This is a genomic window from Achromobacter sp., assembly GCF_050285565.1.
GTDB lineage: Bacteria > Pseudomonadota > Gammaproteobacteria > Burkholderiales > Burkholderiaceae_B > Achromobacter.
Window position 1 is genome coordinate 34736 of the sequence record NZ_JBLZXG010000006.1, and the last position, 23868, is coordinate 58603.

General features: G+C 68.5%; 18 protein-coding genes. 11 read left to right on the forward strand and 7 right to left on the reverse strand.

Features of this window, described 5'->3' with window-relative positions; genetic code table 11:
- Positions 1–66 precede the first annotated feature (66 nt).
- Complete coding sequence (locus tag ACN6O8_RS13700; protein WP_427991578.1) at positions 67–1392, reverse strand: aspartate aminotransferase family protein; 1326 nt, start codon at positions 1390–1392, stop codon at positions 67–69.
- A gap of 171 nt (positions 1393–1563) precedes the next feature.
- Between ACN6O8_RS13700 and ACN6O8_RS13705 the strand changes: the two genes are divergently transcribed.
- Positions 1564–2982 (forward strand): PLP-dependent aminotransferase family protein, encoded by a 1419-nt coding sequence (locus tag ACN6O8_RS13705; RefSeq protein WP_427991579.1) that lies wholly within the window; start codon positions 1564–1566, stop codon positions 2980–2982.
- Between the two features lie 51 nt (positions 2983–3033).
- Here ACN6O8_RS13705 and ACN6O8_RS13710 read toward each other — a convergent pair whose 3' ends face one another.
- From ACN6O8_RS13710 to ACN6O8_RS13725, 4 genes are all read right to left on the reverse strand, one after another.
- A complete protein-coding gene (locus ACN6O8_RS13710) occupies positions 3034–3522 on the reverse strand; it encodes a dihydrofolate reductase (RefSeq protein WP_427991580.1) in 489 nt (162 codons plus the stop codon).
- A gap of 94 nt (positions 3523–3616) precedes the next feature.
- Positions 3617–5680, reverse strand: a complete 2064-nt coding sequence (locus ACN6O8_RS13715) for a putative bifunctional diguanylate cyclase/phosphodiesterase (protein WP_427991581.1) — start codon at positions 5678–5680, stop codon at positions 3617–3619.
- Positions 5681–6078: 398 nt separating this feature from the next.
- Positions 6079–7050 carry a thymidylate synthase gene (locus tag ACN6O8_RS13720; RefSeq protein ID WP_427991582.1) on the reverse strand — a complete coding sequence of 324 codons (972 nt, stop codon included), beginning with the start codon at positions 7048–7050 and terminating at the stop codon, positions 6079–6081.
- Positions 7051–7097: 47 nt separating this feature from the next.
- Complete coding sequence (locus ACN6O8_RS13725) at positions 7098–7541, reverse strand: OsmC family protein (RefSeq protein WP_006391405.1); 444 nt, start codon at positions 7539–7541, stop codon at positions 7098–7100.
- Between the two features lie 119 nt (positions 7542–7660).
- Here ACN6O8_RS13725 and coq7 point away from each other — a divergent pair, with 119 nt between their 5' ends.
- The 10 genes from coq7 (at position 7661) to ACN6O8_RS13775 (ending at position 20541) form a co-directional block, all read left to right on the forward strand.
- The gene (coq7, locus tag ACN6O8_RS13730; protein WP_427991583.1) at positions 7661–8338 is read left to right on the forward strand and encodes a 2-polyprenyl-3-methyl-6-methoxy-1,4-benzoquinone monooxygenase; all 678 of its coding nucleotides are present in this window, start codon (positions 7661–7663) and stop codon (positions 8336–8338) included.
- An 800-nt stretch (positions 8339–9138) separates the two neighbouring features.
- Positions 9139–10242 carry an MraY family glycosyltransferase gene (locus ACN6O8_RS13735; protein ID WP_049076208.1) on the forward strand — a complete coding sequence of 368 codons (1104 nt, stop codon included), beginning with the start codon at positions 9139–9141 and terminating at the stop codon, positions 10240–10242.
- Between the two features lie 99 nt (positions 10243–10341).
- On the forward strand, positions 10342–11619 hold the full coding sequence (gene tviB / locus ACN6O8_RS13740) for a Vi polysaccharide biosynthesis UDP-N-acetylglucosamine C-6 dehydrogenase TviB (RefSeq protein ID WP_427991584.1): 1278 nt from the start codon (positions 10342–10344) through the stop codon (positions 11617–11619).
- 12 nt (positions 11620–11631) lie between these two features.
- On the forward strand, positions 11632–12657 hold the full coding sequence (locus tag ACN6O8_RS13745) for an SDR family oxidoreductase (protein ID WP_427991585.1): 1026 nt from the start codon (positions 11632–11634) through the stop codon (positions 12655–12657).
- A 1-nt stretch (position 12658) separates the two neighbouring features.
- Positions 12659–14014 (forward strand): murein biosynthesis integral membrane protein MurJ, encoded by a 1356-nt coding sequence (gene murJ, locus ACN6O8_RS13750; protein ID WP_427991586.1) that lies wholly within the window; start codon positions 12659–12661, stop codon positions 14012–14014.
- Entirely contained in the window at positions 14015–15160 is a 1146-nt protein-coding gene (locus ACN6O8_RS13755; protein ID WP_427991587.1) for a glycosyltransferase family 4 protein, read from the forward strand.
- Positions 15161–15206: 46 nt separating this feature from the next.
- Positions 15207–17138, forward strand: coding sequence for an asparagine synthase (glutamine-hydrolyzing) (gene asnB, locus ACN6O8_RS13760; protein ID WP_427991588.1), 1932 nt, complete (start codon positions 15207–15209; stop codon positions 17136–17138).
- A 3-nt stretch (positions 17139–17141) separates the two neighbouring features.
- Complete coding sequence (locus tag ACN6O8_RS13765; protein ID WP_427991589.1) at positions 17142–18257, forward strand: glycosyltransferase family 4 protein; 1116 nt, start codon at positions 17142–17144, stop codon at positions 18255–18257.
- A complete protein-coding gene (locus tag ACN6O8_RS13770) occupies positions 18254–19411 on the forward strand; it encodes a glycosyltransferase family 4 protein (protein WP_427991590.1) in 1158 nt (385 codons plus the stop codon). Before ACN6O8_RS13765 ends, ACN6O8_RS13770 begins: the two co-directional genes overlap by 4 nt.
- On the forward strand, positions 19408–20541 hold the full coding sequence (locus ACN6O8_RS13775; protein WP_427991591.1) for a glycosyltransferase family 4 protein: 1134 nt from the start codon (positions 19408–19410) through the stop codon (positions 20539–20541). The genes ACN6O8_RS13770 and ACN6O8_RS13775 overlap by 4 nt, the downstream gene beginning before the upstream one ends.
- A gap of 4 nt (positions 20542–20545) precedes the next feature.
- Here ACN6O8_RS13775 and ACN6O8_RS13780 read toward each other — a convergent pair whose 3' ends face one another.
- Together ACN6O8_RS13780 and pgi are read right to left on the reverse strand one after the other, a co-directional pair.
- Positions 20546–22225, reverse strand: coding sequence for a gamma-glutamyltransferase family protein (locus ACN6O8_RS13780; protein ID WP_427991592.1), 1680 nt, complete (start codon positions 22223–22225; stop codon positions 20546–20548).
- A gap of 75 nt (positions 22226–22300) precedes the next feature.
- Entirely contained in the window at positions 22301–23860 is a 1560-nt protein-coding gene (pgi, locus tag ACN6O8_RS13785; protein ID WP_427991593.1) for a glucose-6-phosphate isomerase, read from the reverse strand.
- Positions 23861–23868 lie beyond the last annotated feature (8 nt).

Here is a 23868-nt window from a genome sequence, read left to right on the forward strand (position 1 = left end):
ACGGGGCGGCCCGGGGCTGCCCGCCGTTGCGTGCGATGCGCGCGGCGTCAGGCGCCGCGCCGGGGACTATGCGACTTCCTTGAGCACCTTGCCGATCTGCTCGAAGATCTGGCCGATCTGGGCCTGCTCGATGATCAGGGGCGGCGAGATGGCGATGATGTCGCCGGTGTAGCGCACCATCAGGCCGCTGTCGAAGCACTTCTGGAACACTTCGGCGGCGCGCGCGCCCGGCGCGCCGGCGCGCGGCGCCAGTTCGACGCCGGCCACCAGGCCCAGGTTGCGCACGTCGATCACGTGCGGCGCGCCCTTCAGGCTGTGGGCGGCCTGCTCGAAGGCGCCGGACAGCTTGCGGGCGCGGGCGAACAGGTCTTCGCGGCGATAGATGTCCAGTGTCGCCAGGATGGCGGCGGCCGCCAGCGGGTGGGCCGAATAGGTGTAGCCGTGGAAGAACTCGATGCCGCCGGCCGGGCCATTGACGATGGCGTCATGCACTTCGCGGCGCACCGCGACCGCGCCGGCCGGCACGGCGGCGTTGCTGACGCCCTTGGCCATGGCGATCAGGTCGGGCGTGACGCCGAAGAATTCCGACGCGGTGGCCGCGCCGAGGCGGCCGTAGGCGGTGATGACTTCGTCGAAGATCAGCAGGATGCCGTGCTTGGAGGTGATCTCGCGCAGCTTTTCCAGATACCCCTTGGGCGGGATCAGCACGCCGGTCGAGCCCGCCATGGGTTCGACGATGACCGCGGCGATGGTCGAGGCGTCGTGCAGCGCGATGATGCGTTCGAGTTCGTCGGCCAGGTGCGCGCCCCAGGCCGGCTGGCCCTTGGAATAGGCGTTCTGCTCCAGGTTGTGGGTGTGGGGCAGGTGATCCACGGCGGGCAGCAGCGCGCCGGAGAAGGTCTTGCGGTTGGTCGAGATGCCGCCGACCGAGATGCCGCCGAAGCCCACGCCGTGGTAGCCGCGCTCGCGGCCGATCAGGCGGGTGCGCTGGCCTTCGCCGCGGGCGCGGTGGTAGGCCAGGGCGATCTTGAGCGCGGTGTCGACCGACTCGGAGCCGGAATTGGTGAAGAACACGCGGTCCAGGCCTTGCGGCATGAAGCTGGCGACGGCCGTGGCGGCCTCGAAGGCCAGGGGATGGCCCAGTTGGAAGCCGGGCGCGTAGTCCATGATGCCGGCCTGGCGCGAGATCGCCTCGACGATCTCCTGGCGGCCGTGGCCGGCGTTGACGCACCACAGGCCGGCGGTGCCGTCCAGCACCTGGCGGCCGTCGGCCGAGGTGTAGTACATGCCCTTGGCCGACGCCAGCATGCGGGGATGCGCCTTGAACTGCTTGTTGGCGGTGAAGGGCATCCAGAGATGGGACAGGTCGGGCAACTCGGCGGGGGCGTTCATGGCGGCTCCAGGGGAAGGACAGGCGCCGGAGCCTGCGCGCTTTGCGGGCGGGCGGCCGGCGGGATGCGATTGATTCTGGTGCGTCCGGCGAGGAATGAAAATATACAATCCGCGCAAACCGGGCTAACTGTATAGTTGCAGGCATGACAACTGTACAGATAGCGTAGCGCCGTGATCGACTTCCAACCCGTGCGAGCCCGGGGCCAGGCGCCGACCCTGGTGGACCAGGTGGTGGCGGCCGTGCTGCGCGCCATCGAGGCGCAAGAGCTGCGTCCGGGTATGTCCCTACCCTCGGTGCGCGACTTCGCGCGTCAATACCAGGTCAGCACCTTCACCGTGGCCAGCGCCTACAGCCGGCTGGTGTCGCTGGGCTGGCTGGCCGCGCGTGCGGGCGCCGGCTACCGCGTGGCCTCGCCCGACGCGCCGCCGCGCCGGGGCCAGCCGCAGTCCTGGGAGCCGCCGCGGCTGAACGCGGCCTGGCTGCTGTCGGACATCTTCGCGGATCACTCCATTCCCATCAAATCGGGCTGCGGCTGGCTGCCGGGCGAATGGCTCAATGAAGAGGGGCTGCACATGGCGCTGCGGCACATGGGCCGGGTGCCGGCCATGCGCATCGCCAACTACGGCCATCCCTACGGCTACGCGCCGCTGCGCGAAACCATCGCCGCCACGCTCAGCGCCCAGGGCATGGAAGTGGAGGTGTCGCAGGTGCTGCTGACCCAGGGCGTGACGCACGGGCTCGACATGGTGATCCGCACGCTGCTGCGGCCCGGCGATACCGTGCTGGTCGAGCAGCCGGCCTACGCCAACCTGCTGCAGATGTTGCGCCTGGCCGGTCTGCGCGTGGTGCCGGTGGCGCGCACGCTGGACGGGCTGGATTGCGAGGCGCTGGAGCAGGCCGCGTCGCAGCACCGGCCGCGCGCGCTGTTCGTCAACACCGCCTTGCAGAACCCGTCCGGCGCCAGCATTAGCATGGCCAACGCCTTCCGCATCCTGCAACTGGCCGAGCGCCACGGGCTGTGGGTGGTCGAAGACGACATTTCGCGTGAACTGGCGCCCGGCGTCACGCCCATGCTGGCGGCGCTGGACGGCGGCCGGCGGGTGGTCTACCTGGGCGGCTATTCCAAGGTCATCAGCCCGTCGGTGCGGGTGGGCTACGTGGTGGCGCACCGCGACCTGGCGCGCGACATCGCGCGCACCAAGATGGCGGTGGGGCTGACCTCGCCGGAAATCATGGAGCGCATCGTGCACCAGGTCATCCGCGAGGGCCGCTACCGGGCCCACATCGAACGCACCCGCGAACGGCTGGCCCAGGCCCATGTGGCCGTGGCGGACCTGATGGCGCAGCATGGTTTCGAGATCTACGCGCGGCCGCGGGCGGGCCTGTTCCTGTGGGCCAAGGTGGCTGGGCAATGGCGCGAGCGCGGCGCCAATGGCCTGGCCGGGCTGGCCTTGAAGGACGGCATCTGGCTGGCGCCAGGGTCGTATTTCGAGGCCGACGAGGCCGATACGCCGTGGGTGCGCTTCAACGTGGCGTATTCGGAAGCGCCGGCGCTGTGGCGCTTCATGCGCAACGCGGGCGCGGCGTAGGCGGCATCGACCGCGCGCGGCGGCGCCAGGGCGAACCCGGCGCCACCGCGTTCAGGCGCGCTCGTAGGTCACGAAGTCGTAGCGGTAGCCGTTTTCCTCGGGCTGCGCCTGGCGCGCGGTTTCGCGCCATTGGAAGCCGGGTAGCAGCGGGAAGAAGGCATCGCCGTCGACCTCGGCGTGGACCTCGGTGGCGAGCACGCGGCTGGCCAGCGCCAGGGCCTGCGTGTAGATCTGCGCGCCGCCGATGACGAAGGCCTCGGCGCTGTCGCCGCAGGCGGCGATGGCGGCTTCCAGCGTCGGCGCCACGGTGGCGCCGGCGGCCTCGAAGGCGGGGTTGCGGCTGATGACGATGTTGGCGCGGCCGGGCAGGGGCCGGCCAAGCGAGTCCCAGGTCTTGCGGCCCATGATGATCGGATGGCCCAGCGTGCTGCGCTTGAAGTGCGCCAGGTCGCCTGGCAGTTTCCAGGGCAGGGCGTTGTCGCGGCCGATGGCGCGGTTGGTGGAATAGGCGACGATCAGGGTCAGGCGGGGGGCGGACATGCGGGCGGGATCAGTCAGGAAAACGGCCGGCAAGACCGGCGGGAGTGCCCAAGCGTAGCAAATTTGGCCGGCCCGTTGCGCGCCCGGCGCCGCTTCAACTGGCGGCGTGTTCGAGGAATTCGCTGGCCGGCATCGGCTTGCCCAGCAAGAAGCCCTGCAGCGAATCGCAGCCCAGGCCGGTCAGGAATTTCTGCTGGGCGGAGGTTTCGACGCCCTCGGCCACGATGCGCAGGTTCAACTGCTGGGCCAGCGCGACGATGGCCGAGACGATGGCGGCGTCTTCGTTGTCGTTTTCCAGTTGGTTGACGAAACCGCGGTCGATCTTCAGCTCGGTGGCCGGCAGCCGCTTCAGATACAGCAGGCTCGAATAGCCGGTGCCGAAATCGTCGATCGAAATCGTCACGCCCAGTCCCGACAGGCGCTTGAGCACGGTCAGGCTGGCCTCGGCGTCGCGCATGGCCGTCGACTCGGTGACTTCCAGCGTCAGGCACGATGGCGGCACGTCGTGCCGCGCCAGCGCGGCGCGCACCGTCTCGACCAGGCTGGCATGGGCGAATTGCAGCGCCGAGATGTTGACGGCGATGGTCCAATGGCCTTGCCCGGCATTGATCCATTCGCGCATCTGGCGGCAGGCCTCGTTGATGACCCATTCCCCGATCGACAGGATCAGGCCGGTCTTTTCCGCCGTGGGGATGAACTCGTCCGGCCCCACCAGACCGCGCGTCGGATGATTCCAGCGCAGCAACGCCTCGGCGCCGATGATGGGGCCGGCCGGCGCTTCGTATTTGGGCTGGTAGTGCAGCACGAACTGCTCGCGTTCCTGCGCCAGGCGCAGGTCGTGCAGCAGTTCGATCTGTTCGTGCGCGTCGGCGTTCATCGACGGCTCGAAGAAGCTGTAGCCGGTGCCGCCCAGCCGCTTGGCGTGGTACATCGCGGCGTCGGCGTTGGTCAGCAGCGCATGGGTGTCCTCGCCGTCGTTGGGGTAGATGGCGATGCCGACGCTGGAGGTCACCAGCACTTCATGGCCGTACACCATCACCGGCCGCGCGATCGCTTCGATCAGGCGGTCGGCCACATTGGCGGCGTCGGTCGGCTCCACCACTTCGCTGAGCACGATGAACTCGTCGCCGCCCAGGCGCGCCACGGTGTCCTGGGTGCGCAGGGTCTGGCGAATGCGCTGGGCCAGGTCGATCAGCAGGGCGTCGCCGGTGTGGTGGCCATAGGCGTCGTTGACCGCCTTGAAGCCATCCAGGTCGAAGAACAGCACCGCGAAATAGCCCTTGCGACGGCTGGCGCTTTCGATGGCCTGTTCCAGCCGGTCTTCCAGCAGGATGCGGTTGGGCAGCTTGGTCAGCGTGTCGTGCAGGGCCAGTTGCACCAGTTCTTCGTTGGCCTCGGCCAGCGACGAGGCCAGCGCCGAGGTACGGGCTTCGAGGCGGTTGTCCAGCACCGCCACCACCAGCGCGATGGCCAGCACGCTGAGCGTCACCGCGGTCACGGCAATGGCGAGCCAGCCGGCGGAGATGCCGCCATCGGCCGCCATGCAGATGCTGCCCTCGGGAAAGCCGGCCGCTTCCATGCCGGTGTAGTGCATGCCGACGATCGCCAGCCCCATGATCACGGCCGCCAGCGGCCGCGACAGCGCCACGCGCGGCCCGTCCTGCCGCAGCCGGTACGTGATCCAGAGCGCCGCGCCCGAGGCCGCCACCGCGATCGCGATGGAGAGCGCGAACCACGCGGGGTTGTAGACAATGCCCGGCATCATGCGCATGGCGGCCATGCCGATATAGTGCATGGCGGCGATGCCCGCGCCCATCAGCAGGGCACCGCTGAGCAGTCGCGACCAGGGCAGGTCGTCCTTGCAGACGATCCACAGGGCGAACGCGGAGCAGCCGATGGCAATGGCCAGCGACAGCACGGTCAGGGGCAGGTCGTAGCCCATCGGGATGGGCAGGTTGAACGCCAGCATGCCGACGAAATGCATGGACCAGATGCCGATGCCCATCGCCAGCGCGCCGCCGCCCAGCCAATAACGCGCCGCCGGCAGTCCGCTCGCGGCCCGCACGCGGTTGGCCATGCCCAGCGCCGTGTATGACGCCAGGATGGCCACCCCTAGGGATACGAGGACGAGCGAAGGGTTATATGTTCCAACGAGCATTTTTGGGGTCCTGTCCTGAGCGCATACAGCCGCCGCGCCGGCCTCAATTCAAATCAATTAGTAGTCAACAGTTGCAACTAGGCTGCAAGGCAATCCTGCTGTCGACGCTGGGCGATTCACATACTCTCTTGTCTGGATGGGGGGCGACGCCGCCCTGCAGGCGGTCGGCACAACCGGGGGGGATGATCCGGTCAGGCGGCGAATGGCAGGCACGGCGCGGCAAGGGGCCGTTCAGCAGCGACGGCGCGCTGGGCTTGCAGGACGCGCGTCCGAGGCTAAGGGATGGGTTATACCGAAAACGCGCTTCCAGAAGCTCACCAATCTTCACCTGAGCTGGCCGGCGCGCGCCCGCCGCCCGGCGCGGGCCGGGCCGGGGGGAAGTCCTGTCAGCCAGTGTGTCAGACGGCCATCGGCGCGGTGAGCGGGGCGTGGTGGGTGTAGCCGGCCAGCGAGAAGTCGGCGGGCTCCACTTTTTCCAGCCATTGCGGTTCGTAGCGGCCGGTCTGGGCGAAGTCGGGGATGCGGTCCGACAGCACCAGCCGCGGCGCTTCGTAGGGCGTGCGCGTCAGTTGCTCGCGCAGCATCGGCAGATGGTTCTCGTAAATATGGGCATCGCCGATGAAGTACGTGAACCAGCGCGGCGTGTAACCGGTCAAGCGGCCGACCAGGTGCAGCAGGGCCGCGCCTTCGGTCAGGTTGAACGGCGTGCCCAGGCCGACATCGTTGGACCGGATGTACAGGCACAGCGAGATTTCGCGGGTCGTCGCGTTCGGCAGGAATTGATAGAGCAGATGGCAGGGCGGCAGCGCCATTTCCTCGATCTGGGCCCAGTTCCAGCCGTGGAACAGGATGCGGCGGTCGCCCGGACGTTCGTGGATGGTGTCCAGGCACTGGCGCAACTGGTCGACCGCCTTGTAGAGCAGCACCTTGGGCGCGCTGCCTTCGTGCAGGTCGGCCACCTTGGTGTAGCCACGGCCCAGGGCGTCGGCGATCTGGTCGCCGCGGCTGGCGTCCAGCAGCTTGTAGGCCGGCCACTGGCGCCATTGCACGCCATAGACCGGGCCCAGGTCGTCCGGCCCCTCGCGGTAGGGGTTGGCCAGCCACTGGGCGTTTTCGTTGGCGTTCTGATCCCAGACCTTGCAACCCAGTTCGCGGAATTCGGCGGCGCTGCGCACCCCGCGCAGGAAACCGACCATTTCGCCGATGGCGGACTTGAAGGCCAGTTTCTTGGTGGTCACGGCCGGAAAGCCCTGCTGCAGGTCGAAGCGCAGCGAGGCGCCCGGCATGCTCAGCGTGCGTATGCCCGTCCGGTTTTCCTGCCACGCGCCGGTGTCCAGGATGGATTGAACGAGGTCCAGGTATTGTTTCATGGGTACAGAATCGGAAAAGGCTGAAGTGGCGCCGGCAACGGGCGGAGTCAGGCGGCTGCCGGGGCTTCCTGGGTATCGACGATGTCCACCGAGAAGGTCAGCTCGGCGGTCTTTTCGAGCATGGCGGAGGCCGAGCAGTATTTCTCGTGCGACAGTTGCACGGCGCGCTCGACCGCCGCGCGCGGCAGGTTGCGGCCGGTGACGGTGAAGGCGAAATGGATGCGCGTGAACACCTTGGGGTCGACGTCGGCGCGGTCGGCCTGCAGCTTGACGCTGCAGCCCGTGACGGCGTGGCGGCCGCGCTTGAGGATCAGCACGACATCGTAGGCGGTGCAGCCGCCGGTGCCGGCCAGCAACATTTCCATGGGGCGGGGCGCCAGGTTGTGGCCGCCGCCGTCCACCGCCCCGTCCATCACGGCCACATGGCCGCTGCCGGTGCTGGCGGTAAAGAGCATGCCATTGGGGCCGCCCCAGTCGATCGTGCATTCCATTTGTCAGATCCTTGTGCTTGAGCGCAGTCAATGGCTGATGATACCCGTTGCGTACAATTCCAGGCGTGAGAGCCCCGCCCCGCATCAGGGGTGTGTGCGCACCAATTCAGGAGTTGTCCATGTCCCCGTCCCTGTCCCCCTCCGCTGCCACCGCTTTCCTGCGCCGTTCCAATCCCTTGGACGCGCTGCTGGCCGAGGCCGACCGTGCCCTGCGCGTGCTGTCCGGCAACGCCAGTGCGGGGCGGCCCAACCCGGCCACCGCCGAGGAGGCGCCCGATACCTTGTCGGCGCGGGAAAAGCGCCACGCGGCCGGGCTGATGCGGGTCAACCACGTGGGCGAGGTCTGCGCCCAGGCGCTGTACCGGGGCCAGGCGGCGGTGTGCCGCGAACCGGGGCCGCGCGCCCTGCTGCTGGAGGCGGCCGGCGAAGAGGTCGATCACCTGGTGTGGTGCAACCAGCGCCTGACGGAACTGGGCAGCCGGCCCAGCCTGCTGAACCCGGTCTGGTACGCCGGATCATTCGCCCTGGGGCTGCTGGCCGGCTACGCGGGCGCGCCGCGCAACCTGGGATTCATGGCCGAGACCGAGAAACAGGTCGAGGCGCACCTGGAAGGACATCTGCGCACGCTGCCCGGGCAGGACACGCGCTCGCGTCAGATCGTGCAGAAGATGAAGGAGGACGAGGCCCAGCACCGTGCCAGCGCCGAGGCCGCCGGCGGCGTGCCGCTGCCCGCGCCGGTCAAGGCCGCCATGCGCGCCATGTCCAAGGTCATGACGACTACGGCGTATTGGGTCTGAGGCCGGGTGCTGAGGGCGGGCCGCCACATCCTGGGGCAGCAAAATGTTGCGATGCGCAATATTTGCCACAAATTGGTGCCACATGCACCTTTCCGGTGCAAATCATAGGGCGGGATTACCCGGCCTTGGCTAGGGTAAATCCGCAAGGGGTTAACCCCTTCGGCAATAACCCTGCATTTTCGAAGGTCATTGCTGGGCGCGGTTTTGCGGGCGGTCGTGGCAACCGGTGCGGCAAAAATGCAACGCATGACCGGGGCTGGCGCATGGCGCAAAAAAATTCTTGCATCGCACAAAAAAACTCGATACTATGCATCTCATCGGATGTTGAAACGCAGTCGGCGCGGTGCCAAACCCCGACAGCGCAGTGAGCGAAAGCGGCTCCCAACATGCCACGGTTGTCTCCTCCACCCTCCTCCTTTGGTGGATTTAGCCCGAGATCTCACGATCTCGGGCTTTTTTTTGCGCGGGGGTGATGTGTCCCTTTATTTATTCGCCGGCCTCGGACGAAGCGGGGCCGCGAGGGTGTGATCGTCCGGGCGCGGACTTCGCGTTTTCCCTTGGATATTTCGTATGCTCAGGGGCGGAAAGTTCTACAATCGATTCATGAAATTCGTACTCTCGTGCGGCCGCGTCGCAGCCTCCCCGGCAAGCCGGGGGCTCAGGCCCACGCGTGAAGCCGGCTCGCGGGCGTTACGTTCTGTCCCGGTGAATTGCACTTCCTTATCCCTCCCATATATGGGCGTTACACCTGCCGCCGATAATGGCCGGCCTGTCTCGATAGACCAACCAGAGGTGACCTTGTGACCTGGCTGTACATATGCGTGGTCGCGTTCATGGTGGGGGGACTCATCGTGGCGTCGGAGCGCTGGCATGGCGCCTTCACCGGCGACAGCGATCTCAACAAACCGCAAGCGAACCATTCGCGCGCCACGCCCCGCGTGGGCGGTCTGGCCGTGCTGGCGGGCACCCTCATGGGCCTGCTGGTGCTCGGGCCCGACAACATGACCCTGACCTGGCTCTGGCCGGCGCTGTTCGTCTCGGCGCTGCCGGTGTTCGTGGCGGGCCTGCTCGAAGATATCACCAAGGACATCGGCGCCAGCAAGCGTCTGCTGGCGGCGTTCGCGTCCGCGGCCATCGCCTGGTGGCTGCTGGGCGGTGTCAGCCGCGTCGGCATGGCGCCGGTGGATTACGTCCTGTCCTATTGGCCCGTTTCCCTCATTTTCACCATGTTCGCCGTGGGCGGCTGTACCCATGCCTTGAACATCGTCGATGGCATGAACGGGCTGGCCGGCATGGTCGCGACGCTGATGGCGGTGTCCATCAGCCTGGTCGCGCTGCAGGTGGGCGATGTGCCGATCTTCCTGGTGGCCGCGGCACTGGCGTCCGCCACGCTTGGTTTCCTGGTCTGGAACTTCCCCTTCGGCCGCGTCTTCCTGGGCGATGGCGGCGCATACTTCCTGGGTTTCATGCTGGCCGAGCTGGCCGTGCTGCTGGTGGTGCGCAATCCGTCGGTGTCGCCGTTCTACGCGCTGGCGGTACTGTTCTACCCCGTTTTCGAAACCGGTTTCTCGATCTGGCGCCGCCGCTTCAAGCGCGGCGTGCCTGTGGACCAGCCGGATGCCTTGCACCTGCACCAGCTGGTCTTCCGCCGCCTGGTGCGCGTGACCTTCAGCCGGGGGCGCCGCCACGCGGTGCCGGCCCTGTGCAACGCCCTGGCGTCGCCCTACATGTGGGTGCTGGCGCTGATCGGCCTGGTGCCCGCCACCATCTGGTGGGACAACGCCTGGGCGCTCAGTGCCAGCCTGCTGGTCTTCGCCGGCGTCTATATCTGGCTGTATGCGCGACTGGTGTCCTGGCGCCGCCCGGGGTGGCTGCTATTGCCGTCCGTCTTAAGAGCTGATTAAGTTCTCGGGCTCCCAGGCGGCAGCCGCCTTGGTGCCCGGTCATTCATCACCCCTACCATATTTAAAATACCGTAAACGTCTTACGGTGAAGGGAGAATTATGTTGCGTATTCAGGATGTGAAACTCGCGATCGTCGGCCTGGGCTATGTGGGCCTGCCGCTGGCGGTGGAATTCGGCAAGAAGCGCCCGGTCATCGGCTTCGATATCAACACGCGCCGGATCGATGCCCTGAAGGCGGGTCACGACCACACACTGGAAGTCAGCGACGCCGAACTGGCCGAAGCCAAGCAGCTGACCTACACCGCCGACCGCGCCGAACTCGGCCAGGCCAACGTCTTCATCGTCACCGTGCCCACCCCGATCGATGAATACAAGCAGCCCGACCTGACGCCGCTGGTCAAGGCCAGCGAAACCATCGGCGCCGTGCTCAAGCGCGGCGATATCGTCATCTACGAATCCACCGTCTATCCGGGCGCCACCGAAGAAGACTGCGTGCCGGTGCTCGAGCGTGTGTCGGGCCTGAAGTTCAACGTCGATTTCTACGCCGGCTACAGCCCCGAGCGCATCAATCCGGGCGACAAGGATCACCGCGTCAGCACCATCAAGAAGGTCACCTCGGGCTCGACCCCGGAAGTGGCCGAGCTGGTGGACCAGCTCTACAAGCAGATCATCATCGCCGGCACCCACAAGGCCGCCAGCATCCGCGTGGCCGAGGCCGCCAAGGTGATCGAGAACACCCAGCGCGACGTCAACATCGCGCTGATCAATGAATTGGCGCTGATCTTCAACAAGATGGGCATCGACACCGAAGCCGTGCTGCAGGCCGCCGGCACCAAGTGGAACTTCCTGCCGTTCCGTCCGGGTCTGGTGGGCGGCCACTGCATCGGCGTGGACCCGTACTACCTGACGCACAAGGCGCAGTCGATCGGCTACCACCCCGAAATCATCCTGGCGGGCCGCCGCCTGAACGATTCGATGGGCAGCTACGTGGTGTCGCAACTGGTCAAGGCCATGACCAAGCGCCGCATCCATGTGCAGGGCGCGCGCGTGCTGGTGATGGGCCTGGCCTTCAAGGAAAACTGCCCCGACCTGCGCAATACCCGCATTGTCGACATCGTCAAGGAACTGGGCGACTACAACGTCGACGTTGACGTCTACGACCCGTGGGTCGAACCCGAAGAGGCCGTGCATGAATACGGCATCACGCCGGTCGCCAAGCCCGAAGAGGGCAAGTACGACGCCGTGATCCTGGCGGTGGCGCACCACCAGTTCAAGGACATGGGCGCCGAGGGCATCCGCAAGCTGGGCAAGCCGGAACATATTCTTTATGACTTGAAGTACGTGTTGTCGCCCGCCGAATCCGATCTTCGCCTGTAAGGAGGACGTCGCATGACCACACGCTTCGAGACCGTCACCCGGGAACTGGCCGCCGCGCCGCGCAAGTGGCTGGTGACCGGCTGCGCCGGCTTCATCGGCTCCAACCTGCTGGAAACCCTGCTGAAGCTGGATCAGACCGTCATCGGGCTGGACAATTTCGCCACCGGCTACCAGCGCAACCTCGACGAGGTGCGCGGCGCGGTCACGGCCGAGCAATGGGCCCGATTCACGTTCATCGAAGGCGATATCCGTGATCTGGAGGCCTGCCGCCGCGCCACCCAGGGCGTGGACTTCGTGCTGCACCAGGCGGCCCTGGGCTCGGTGCCGCGTTCACTGAAGGATCCGATCACCACCAACGAGGTGAACATCGGCGGCTTTCTGAACATGCTGGTCGCCGCGCGCGATGCGCAGGTCAAGTCGTTCGTCTACGCGGCCTCCAGCTCGACCTACGGTGATCACCCGGCCCTGCCCAAGGTCGAAGAGAACATCGGCAACCCATTGTCGCCGTATGCGGTCACCAAGTATGTCAACGAGCTGTACGCGAGCGTCTTCGCGCGTTCCTATGGCTTCGAGACCGTCGGGCTGCGCTATTTCAACGTGTTCGGCAAGCGCCAGGATCCGGATGGCGCCTATGCCGCCGTGATCCCCAAGTGGACCGCCGCGATGATCAAGGGCGAAGACGTCGTCATCAATGGCGACGGCGAGACCAGCCGCGATTTCTGCTTCGTGGAAAACGCGGTGCAGGCCAATATCCTGGCGGCCATGGCGCCGCCCGAAGCCCGCAACCAGGTCTACAACGTGGCCGTCAGCGGCCGCAGCACCCTGAACGACCTGTTCGGTTTCCTGGTGCGCGCGCTGGGCAAGCAGGACGTGGTGTACGGCAAGCAGCCGGTCTATGGCGACTTCCGCGCGGGCGATGTGCGCCATTCGCAGGCGGACGTCAGCAAGGCCGGCCGCCTGCTGGGCTACCAGCCCACGCACACCGTGCTGCAGGGCCTGGAAGTGGCGATGCCCTGGTACACGCAATTCCTGCGTTGATTTGAAAGCACTCATCCGCAAACTCGGCAACATCCACCCGGACCACCAGCGCATTTTCAAAGGCGCCTTCCGGGTGGCGGTGTTCCTGCTGTTGGGCAAGGCCGCCGGCGCCATCAAGGAGATGGCGGTGGCCTACCGCTACGGTGTCAGCGACGCCGTGGACGCCTACCAGTTCACGATGACCATGGCCACCTGGCTGCCGGTCACCGTCGTGGGCGTGTTGTCGGTGGTGCTGATCCCGGTGCTGGTGCGCCTGCGCCGCGCCGACGCAGCCGAACGCGAACAATTCATCCGTGAGTTGCAGGGGTGGGTGGCGGCGGCGGGTATCGCGCTGGCCGTGCTGACCTGGTTTGCCTGGCCGCAGGTCGTTGGCATGCTGGGCCAGGGACTGTCGGTGCGAGTCCGCGACATGACGGCGGAACTGCTGCTGGCGTTTGCGCCCGTGGCGGCGTTGTTGCTGATCGCGGGTATCAGCGCGGCGCGCTTGCGGGCCCATGAGCGCCACGTCAATACCCTGCTGGACAGCGTGCCGGCGGTGGCGACGCTGGCGTGGGTCATGCTGGCGGCCAGCGCCGAAAGTGTCGGGCCGCTGCTGTGGGGCACACTGGTCGGCTATGCGATCCAGACAGTCTGGCTGGCGTGGCTGGCCGCGCGCGCCGACGGCGGTTTCTGGGGCGCGCCCAGGCTGACGCTGCGTTCGCCGCATTGGCCCGAACTGATGAGCGCGGCCGGCGTGATGCTGATCGGCCAGGTGGCCATGAGTTTCGTGGGCCCGCTCGATCAATATGCCGCCGCCAACCTGGGCGCCAACGCCAACGCCACGCTGGGCTACGCCAGCCGGCTGCTGTCGCTGCTGCTGGGCATCGGCGCGGTGTCGGTCGGGCGCGCGGCGCTGCCGGTGCTGGCCGATGTGCAGGCGCGTGGCGACACGGCGCGCGCGCGCGGCATGGCGCTGAAATGGTCGGTGCTGATGGTGGCGGCCGGCGGCGTCGCGGTGGCGATCGGCTGGGTGCTGGCCCCCTGGGGCGTGTCGGTGCTGTTCCAGCGTGGCGCCTTTACCGCCGAGAACACCGAGGCCGTGGCGCACGTGCTGCGCTGGGGGCTGTTGCAACTGCCGTTCTACTTTGGCGTGCTGATCCTGGTGCAGTTGCTGGCGAGCCAGAACCGCTATCGCATCATGGCGGCCATCGCCGTGGGCAATTTCGCGTTGAAGGCAGCGCTCAATACGGTGCTGGCGCCGAAGATGGGCGCCGCTGGCATCATGCTGGCGACCAGCCTGATGTACGTGCTGTCGTATGCCTGCTACCTGGTGGTGGCCCTGCGCCGCGCTGAACCCAACCACAACGAGGCCGATTGAATGCCCGCCGCTTCCGTTTCCGGACGTCCGCAGCGCGTGTTGCTGTTCATCCATTCGCTGCACGGCGGCGGCGCCGAACGTGTCGCCGCGGACCTGAGCGCCCACTGGGCCGGCATGGGCCGCGAAGTGATGGTGGTGACGCAGGCCGGCGCCGACGGTGATGTCTACACGCTGCACCCCAAGGTGCGGCGCGAGGTGCTGCATACGGCGGGCGCGGGCGGGGGGCTGCGCGGCATCTGGAGCAATGTGCAGCGCGTGCGCGCGCTGCGGCGCGTGATCAAGGCGTTCCGGCCCGACATCGTGCTGGGCATGATGACCACCGCGTCGGTGCTGTCGGTGCTGGCTTGCGCCGGACTGTCGTGCCGCGTCATCGCCACCGAACATACCCATCCGCCCTCGCAGACCCTGTCGGGCTTGTGGCAGCGCCTGCGCCGCCTGACCTATCCGCGCGCGGCGCGGGTGGTGGCCCTGACCCGTGGCACCGCGCAATGGATCGAGCGGCATGTGCCGGGTTCGCGGCTGGCGGTGATCCCCAATCCGGTGCATTGGCCCCTGCCCAAGGGCGAACCGGTGCTGGCGCCGCCATCGGCGGACGGCCGCAAGCGCCTGCTGGCGGTGGGGCGGTTGCATGCCGACAAGGGCTTTGACCTGCTGCTGCAAGCCTATGCCCGGCTGGCCCCGTCGCATCCGGACTGGGATCTGGTTATCCTGGGCGAGGGCGACGAACGCCGCGCCCTGGAAGCGCAGGTGCGCGAGGCCGGCCTGCAGGACCGCGTCAGCCTGCCGGGCCGGGCGGGCAATGTGGGCGACTGGTACCAGAACGCCGATCTGTACGTGCTGACGTCGCGCTTCGAGGGGCTGTCCAATACGCTGCTGGAATCGATGGCCAGCGGCCTGGCCGCGGTGGCGTTCGATTGCGATACCGGTCCGCGCGAAATCGTGCGCGAAGGCGTCGACGGCGTGCTGGTGCGGCCCAACGGCGATGTCGACGCCCTGTGCCGCGAGCTGGGTGCGGTGATGGACGACGAGGCCGGCCGCCGGCGCATGGCCGAGGCGGCCACGGCGGTGCGCGAGCGCTTTTCCGCCGGGCGGGTGCTGGGCCTATGGGAAGAACTTTTTGACGGTGTGAGCGGATCGGGCCGCTAGGCCGCGCGCGACACCGTTGCTGCGGTGACCACGAGAACCTGAAATCATGTGTGGAATAGTCGGAATTTGGGGCCCCCTGGGTGACAAGGCGCAGGTGCTGGCGGAAAGCTGCCGCCGCATCCGCCACCGCGGGCCGGACAGCAACGGCTTCTGGGAAGACACCGGTGCCGAGCTGGCGCTGGCGCACGTGCGCCTGGCGATCCAGGACCTGACCGAAGCCGGCCACCAGCCGATGGTGTCCGCCTGCGGCCGCTACGTCATGGTCTTCAACGGCGAGATTTACAACCACCTGGACATGCGCCAGCAGTTGGAGGCCTCCGGCCTGGCGCCTTCCTGGCGCGGTCATTCCGACACCGAGACGCTGTTGGCGGGCTTTAGTTCGCTGGGCATCGAGGCCACGCTACAGGCGTCGGTCGGCATGTTCGCCATCGCCCTGTGGGACCGCGCTGCGCGCAAGCTGGTGCTGGCGCGCGACCGCATGGGCGAAAAGCCGCTTTACTACGGCTATTCGGGCGCCGAACTGGTGTTCGCCTCCGAACTCAAGGGCCTGATGCCGATCCCCGGGTTCGGCCGCGATCTGAACCGCAATGCGCTGGCGTCGTTCATGCGGCACAACTACATTCCGGCGCCGCAATCGATCTACGAAGGCATCGCCAAGCTGCCCCCGGGCACCTGGATCGAGTTCACCGCCGACGACACCCGCAGCCGCCGCATGCCCGAGCCGCGCGTGTACTGGTCGGCGCGCGAGGCCGCGGACACCGCGGCGCAATCGCTGCTGTCGTTCGACTCCGACGCGCAGGCGACCGACGCGCTCGAAGGCGTGCTGTCCAAGGCCGTGGGCGGCCAGATGCTGTCCGACGTCAGCCTGGGCGCGTTCCTGTCGGGCGGCATCGACTCGTCCACCATCGTCTCGTTGATGCAGGCGCAGAGCGCGCAGCCCGTGCGCACCTTCGCCATCGGCTTTCATGAAAAAGGCTACGACGAGGCGCAACACGCCAAAGCGGTGGCCATGCACCTTGGCACCGACCACACCGAGCTGTACGTCACCGCCGACGATGCGCTGGCGGTGGTGCCTGGCCTGGCCGACATGTACGACGAACCGTTCGCCGATTCGTCGCAGATTCCAACGTCGCTGGTGACGCGCATGGCGCGCCAGCACGTCACCGTGGCCCTGTCGGGCGATGGCGGCGACGAGCTGTTCGGCGGCTATTCGCGCTATTTCCGCGTCAACAACTGGTGGCAGAAGTGCGAGCGCATCCCGTCGCTGCTGCGCGCGCCGGCCGGCGCGCTGCTCAGCGCCTCGACCCACCTGCCGGGGCGCGGCGCCTGGCGCGGCAAGATCGGCAAGCTGGGCGAGCTGTTGCGCGCCGACACGCGCGGCGATTTCTACCGTCTGTTCGTGTCGTACTGGTCGGACCCGGCCCGCGTGGTCAAGGGCGGCGTGGAACCGGTGTCCGAGTTCGCGCAGGCGATGCGCGGTTCGACCTTCGAGGCCATGATGAAGCTCGATACCGTGACCTACCTGCCGGATGACATCCTGGTCAAGGTCGATCGCGCCGCCATGGCGGTGAGCCTGGAAACCCGGGTGCCGCTGATCGACCACCGCGTCTACGAATTCGCCTGGAGCCTGCCGCACCAGTACAAGGTGCGCGGCGCCACTGGCAAGTGGCTGCTGCGCCAGGTGCTGTATCGCCATGTGCCGCAGGCGCTGGTGGATCGCCCCAAGCGCGGCTTCGCCGTGCCGCTGGCGGCCTGGCTGCGCGGCCCGTTGCGCGATTGGGCCGAGGCGCTGCTGGATCCGGCGCGCCTGCGCCAGGAAGGCTGGTTCGAGCCCGAGCCCATCCTGCGCAAGTGGCGCGAACACGTCTCGGGGCACCGCAATTGGGACAGCCATCTGTGGGGGGTGCTGATGATGCAGGCCTGGCTGGATCGCTACCGCGCGGGCGCTGAACAGGGAGGAACGGTTGGGAGTCGCTGACGAATGAAAATACTGATGCTGGTCAGTTCCATGCATGCCGGGGGCGCCGAACGCGTGGCCGCCACGCTGGTCAACGCCTGGGCCGAACGCGGCGATGACGTCACCCTGACGCCGACCTATTCGTCCAAGGGTACCTGCTTCTACCCGCTGTCGGACAAGGTCAGGCTGGACTGGCTGGCGGACCTGGCGGGCACGCGCGTATCCGGCCCGCTGGCCGCGTTCAAGCGCCTGCTGGCGCTGCGCCGGCATATCCGCGCCACCGCGCCCGACGTGGTGGTGTCGTTCCTGACCAACGTTAACGTGGCCGCGATCCTGGCCACCCGCGGCCTGCGCGTGCCGCTGATCGTCTGCGAGCGCACCAACCCGGTGGCCGAGACCACCACTGGCACGGTCTGGCGCCGGCTGCGCCGCCTGCTGTATCCGCGCGCCGACATGGTGACGGTGCAGGCGGCCGATACCGCCGGCCCGTTCTCGCGCCAGGTGCCGGGCATCAAGCGCCTGGCCGTGATTCCCAACCCGCTGCCCGCGCCCTTGCTGGACGCGCCGCGAGTGGCGCAGCGCGAGGATGGCGCGCCGCGCACGCTGCTGGCGATGGGGCGGCTGGTGACCGACAAGCAGTTCGACCTGCTGATCGACGTGTTCGCGCAACTGGCGCCCGAGTTTCCGGACTGGAACCTGCGCATCTGGGGCGAGGGTCCCGAGCGTGACGCGCTGGAACGCCAGGTCGAGAACCTGGGCTTGCGCGGGCGTGTCAGCCTGCCGGGCCGCACCGAGACGCCGTGGGACGAGCTGGCGCAAGGCCAGGCCTTCGTGCTCAGTTCGCTGGTGGAGGGGTTTCCCAACGTGCTGCTGGAGGCGATGGCGCTGGGCCTGCCCTGCGCCGCCTTCGACTGCCCCAGCGGTCCGCGCGAAATGACCCGCGATGGCCAGGACGCGTTGCTGGTGCCCGCTGGCAACCGCGATGCCTTGCGCGAGGCCCTGCGCCGCCTGCTGGGCGATGTGGGGCTGCGCCGGCAACTGGGCGCGCGCGGCGCCGACGCGGTGCGCCAGCGCTATGCGCTGGCGAGCGTGCTGACAGAATGGGACGAGCTGTTCGAGGCCGTGAGGGAAGGGCGATGAGCGCCGCCGCATTGCGTGTCCTGCATGTCATCACCGGCCTGGGCCAGGGCGGCGCGGAATCCGTGCTGTGGCGCCTGGCCACCTTTCCCGGGCAGGACGTCGAGCACATCGTGGTGTCGCTGACCGATGAGGGCCTGTATGGCGAGCGGTTGCGCGCCGCCGGCGTCGCCGTGCATGCGCTGGGCATGCCGCGCGGCCGTATCACGCTGGGCGGCTTCATGGCGTTGCGGCGCCTGATCGCCGGCGCCCGCCCTGATGCCGTGCAGACCTGGATGTACCATGCCGACCTCATCGGGGGGCTGGCGGCGCGCTTGGCGGGCGTGCGGGCCATTGCGTGGGGCATCCGCAATTCCGGCGCCCATCTTGAACGCAGCAGTCGCTCGGCCCGCATGGTGCTGCGCGCCTGCGCGTTGCTGTCGGGCGTATTGCCCGGCGCGATTGTGTGCGCGGCGCAGAATGCAGCCGAGCGGCACGCGGCCAAGGGCTACCGGCGCGACCGCATGGTGGTGATTGCCAACGGCTACGACCTGTCGCGCTATGCGCCCGATGCGCCCGCGCGGGCGCGGGTGCGGGCGCAATGGGGGCTGGCGGGGGATGCGCCGGTGATCGGTTGCGTGGCGCGCTGGGATCCGCTCAAGGATCACGCCAACCTGTTGCGCGCCGTGGCCGCGCTGGTGCGCGATGGCCGTGACGCCGGCTTGCGCTGCGTGCTGGTGGGACGCGGCATGACGGCCGACAACCCCGAACTGATGGCGCTGGTCGATAAGCTCGACCTGCGCGACCGCCTGGTGCTGGCAGGCCCCAGCGACGACGTGCCCGGCGTGATGAACGGCCTGGACCTGCACGTGCTTTCCAGTTGCGCCGAGGGCTTTCCCAATGTGGTGGCCGAGGCCATGGCCTGCGGCGTCTATTGCGTGGTGACGGATGTGGGCGATGCGGCCTATATCGTCGGCGACGCTGGCGTGGTGGTGCCGCCGGAGCAACCGGAAGCGCTGGCGCGCGGCATCGAGACCGCGTTGCGCGACGTGGCCTCGCGCGGACAGGGCCGCGCCGGCGAGGCCGGTCGCGCCCGGGTGCTGGCCAATTTCGATCTGGCGCGCATGGTGCAGCATTACACCGCGGTGTGGCGCCGCCTCGCCGGAGCCTCGGCATGAGCGCCGCCCGCCGTCTGCTGTTCGTGGTCAACAACCCGGCCTTCTTCATGTCGCACCGGGTGCCCGTGGCGCTGGCCGCGCAGCGCGCCGGCTATGATGTGCACGTGGCCACGATGGACGGCCCCGCGGTGGCCGACATCCTGGCGCTGGGCATGACCCACCACGTCATTCCGATGACCCGCAGCGGCAAGCACCCGCTGCAGGAACTGGGCACGCTGCTGGCGCTGTGGCGCCTGTTCCGGCGCCTGCGGCCGCGGGTGGTGCACCTGGTGACCATCAAGCCGGTTCTCTATGGCGGCATTGCCGCGCGTCTGGCGCGGGTGCCGGGCATGGTGGCGGCGATCTCCGGACTGGGCTTCGTGTTTCTGTCCAATTCGCTCAAGATGCGGCTGGTGCGCGCGGTGGTGGCGCGGTTGTACCGGCTTGCGCTGGGTCATCCCAACAGTCGCGTGATCTTCCAGAACGGCAGCGACCGCGACCTGCTCAAATCGCTGGGCGCGGTGCGCGACGAGCAGGTGGTGCTGATCCGTGGCGCCGGGGTCGACCTGGATCAATATCGCGCGCAGCCCGAGCCGCCGGCGCCGCCGGTGGTGGTGACGATGGTGGCGCGCCTGCTGCGCGACAAGGGCGTGCAGGAGTTCGTGCAGGCCGCGCGTCTGCTGCGCGAGCGTGGCGTGCCCGTGACGATGCGGCTGGTGGGCGGTGTGGACGCCGGCAATCCGGCGTCCGCCACGCCGGCCGAGGTGCTGGCCTGGCAGAAGGAAGGCTGCGTGGAGGCATTGGGCGAGCGCAACGACGTGCCGCAGCTTTACGCGGCGTCGCACATCGCCGTGCTGCCGTCTTACCGCGAAGGGTTGCCGAAGTCGCTGATCGAGGCCGCCGCCTGCGCGCGCGCCGTGGTCACGACCGATGTGCCGGGTTGCCGCGACGCCATCGATCCGGACAAGACCGGACTGCTGGTGCCGGTGCGCGACCCGCGGGCGCTGGCCGACGCCATCGCCCGCCTGGCCGGCGACAACGCCCTGCGCCAGGCCATGGGCGCGGCCGGCCGCGCGCTGGCCGAGCGCGAATTCAATATCGAGCGCGTTGCCCGCATCCACGTCGAGCTGTACGACACCCTCGGCGCCTGAGGTTTCAGCCGCCCAGCGCGGCGCCGTCGCGGCGCGGGTCGGCGGCGCCATCCAGCCCTTGCGGCGTCACGCGGATCGCGGCGGCGCCGCTTTTCATTTCGACCTGCTCGATTTGGTGGCCCTGCGCGGCCAGTTGCGCTGCCGTTTCCGCCGGCACCCGGCCTTTTTCGACCTGGCTGCGGCCGGTATTGCCGGCGACGTGCGGCAGCGCCAGCGCCTCGGCCGGACGCAGGCCCCAGGCCAGCGTGCCCACCACCGCCTGGGCGATGTAATCGACGATGTAGCCGCCGCCGGCCGAGCCGGTGACCAGGGCCAATTTGCCATCCCGGTCAAATACCATGGTCGGTGCCATCGAAGTGACCGGCCGCTTGTTGGGGGCCATGGCGTTGGGCGCGCCCTTGCCGTGCGCCGACGAGAAGTTGGTCAGGGCATTGTTCAGGAAGAAGCCGTGCGGCATCAGCCAGGAACCGAAGTTCAGGTTGATGGTGGTGGTCATGGACAGCGCGTTGCCGCGCGCGTCGACGATGGCGACCTGGCTGGTCTCGGTGGTGCCGGGGGCCTCGGCGCCGGCGGGCGCCGGCACGCCCGCGAACACGCCGGGGCGCGGATGCGCCAGCGCCCGGCCGGCCAGCAGCGTGGCGCGCTGGCGCACGTAATCGGGGGCGATGAGTTGCCGGAGCGGCGCCTTGACCTGGTCCGGATCGCCGATATAGGCCAGGCGATCGGCGCGCGCGATGCGGGCGCTGTCGATCAACAGGTGATCGGCGGCGGCGGAGCCGGGCGCCAGTTTGTCGATGCGGCGCGCCGCCAGCATGCCCAGTTGCTGCAGCACCGAAACGCCGCCGAAACTGGGCGGCGGGAAGGTACAGACCTTCCAGGACAGGAACGGGCCGCAGATCGGTGTGCGTTCGACCGCGCGGTAGGCGGCCAGGTCCTGCGCCCGGATCAGGCTGGGGTGCTTGCCGGCGCCGATGGCGGCGAGGATGTCGGCGCTGAGCGCGCCCTGGTTGATGGCATCGGGATCGGCCGCGACCTTGCGCAAGGCATCGGCCAGCCGCGGGTTGCGCACCGTAGCGCCCACCGGCAGCACCTGGCCCTGCGCGTCATAGAACACCTCGCGGATCGCGGGATTCTCCGCCAGTTGCGGCAGCCGTTGCAGGCTGTCGTGCAGGTACGGCGACATCGGGAATCCGTCTGCGGCGCTGCGGATGCCCGCCTGGAACAGGCTGGCCCAAGGCAGTTGGCCATAGCGCTGGTGCGCCAGCGCCATCACGCGCACGGTGCCGGGCACGCCCACCGGGCGGCCCTGGCGCGCCACGTCCTTGAGCGGCAGGGTAGTGCCGTCGACGTCGGTGCGCAGGCTGGCGGTGGCGCGCGCGGGCGCGGCCGCTAGGCCGTCCAGGGCGGACAGGGTGCCGCTGCCCTGGTCCCACACCAGCATCAGCGTGCCGCCGCCCAGGCCTGACGATTGCGGTTCGACCACGGTCAGCACCATCTGCACCGCGATGGCGGCGTCCACCACGCTGCCGCCGCGCTTGAGGGCATCGAGGCCCGCGGCCGCGGCCAGCGGATTGGCGGCGGCGACCATGCCGGGGGAGGCGGTCTGCGCCTGCGTGGCGGTGGCCGCCGCGCACAGCGCGAGGGCGGCCAGGATCCGCGCGATGCGGCGAACGGGCGTAGGCATGGGGCGCTCCGGGTAAGGACGACGGGCCATTATTCGCCCATCATTGCGTCCTGTCCATCGCAGCCCGAGGCGCGCTCAGTGGCGTCGCGCGATGGCGTCGATCCAGAAGCGGGTGGAGGGATCCTGCGCTGGCGCCGGCTGCGTGGGGGCGTCGAGTTCGCGGATGATGCTCTTGGCCAGGGCCTTGCCGAATTCCACGCCCCATTGGTCGAACGGGTTGATGCCCCAGATCACGCCCTGCGTGAAGACCTTGTGTTCGTACAGGGCCAGCAGCGCGCCCAGGGTGTAGGCCTCCAGGCGCGGCAGCACGATCAGCGAAGACGGCCGTCCGCCGGGGTGCACCTTGTGCTGCGCCAGCAGGCGCGCGCGCGCCGGGTCGGGCTCGACCTGCGAGGTTTCGGCCAGCGCGTCCTCGAACGATTTGCCGCGCAGCAGCGCGGCGCGCTGGGCCAGGCAATTGGCGATCAGCAGTTCGTGATGGCGCGCATAGGCGTGGTCGGGCTGCTCGCACAGGATGAAGTCGACCGGCGCGCCCGCGCTGTCCTGGTGCAGCCACTGGAAGAAGGTGTGCTGGCAGTCGGTGCCCGACATGCCCCAGACGGCCGGCCCGGTCGGCACGCCCGCCGGGGTGCCGTCAGCCGTGGCCACCTTGCCCAACGATTCCATTTCGAGCTGCTGGGCCCACGGCACCACGTGATAGAGCCGCGAGTCGTAGGGCGAGATGACCAGCGAGTCGAAGCCCAGCACGCTGCGGTTGACGACGCCGGCCAGCGCCAATTGCAAGGGCGCGTTCTCGGCCAGCGGCGCCTGGCGGAAATGCTCGTCCATGGCGGCGGCGCCGGCCAGCAACTGGTCGAAGGTGTCGTTGCCCAGCGCCAGCGCCACCGGCAGGCCGATGGCCGACCAGAGCGAATAACGGCCGCCGACCCAGTCCCAGATCTGGAAGATGTGATCAGGCGAAATGCCCAGATTGAGCGCAGCCTCGACGTTGGCGGTGATCGCCACCACCTGCTTGATCGGGTCGGCCACGCCGGCCTCGCGCAGCCAGTTCATGGCGACTTCGGCGTTGGCCAGCGGTTCGGTGGTGGTGAAGGACTTGGAGGCGACGATCACCAGCGTATCGTGTGGATCCAGCCGGCTCATGGCGTCGGCGACCGAATGCGAATCGACATTCGAGGCGAAACGCACCTCGCGGCGCATGCCGCCGTGGCGCAAGGCGCGCGTCACCAGGCGCGGTCCCCAGTCGCTGCCGCCGATGCCCAGGTGCAGGACGCAGCTGTAGCGGTTGGCGGCATCGGCATCGCGCACGAATTGGCGCACGCGTTCCCGTTCCGCCAATACCGCGCCGGCCACCATCGCGGGCGGTTGGGCCGCGCGCAGGGCGGTGTGCCAGGCCGGGCGCCGCTCAGTCCAGTTGGCCTCGCCGCCGTCGAACAGCCGGGCGCGCGCGGCTTCGAAGCCCTGCTGCGCCAGCAGGGCGGCGGCGGCCTCCTGCAGCGCTGGCGAATGGGCTTGCGCGCTCAGGTCCAGGCGCAGCCCCGGGGCGTTGATCAGGCGCAGTTGTTCGCCGCGCAGGGATGCCGTGGCGGCTGCGGCGGCGAAGGCTCGCCAGGCGGGGCTGTTGGGTAGAGACATGGGGAAAT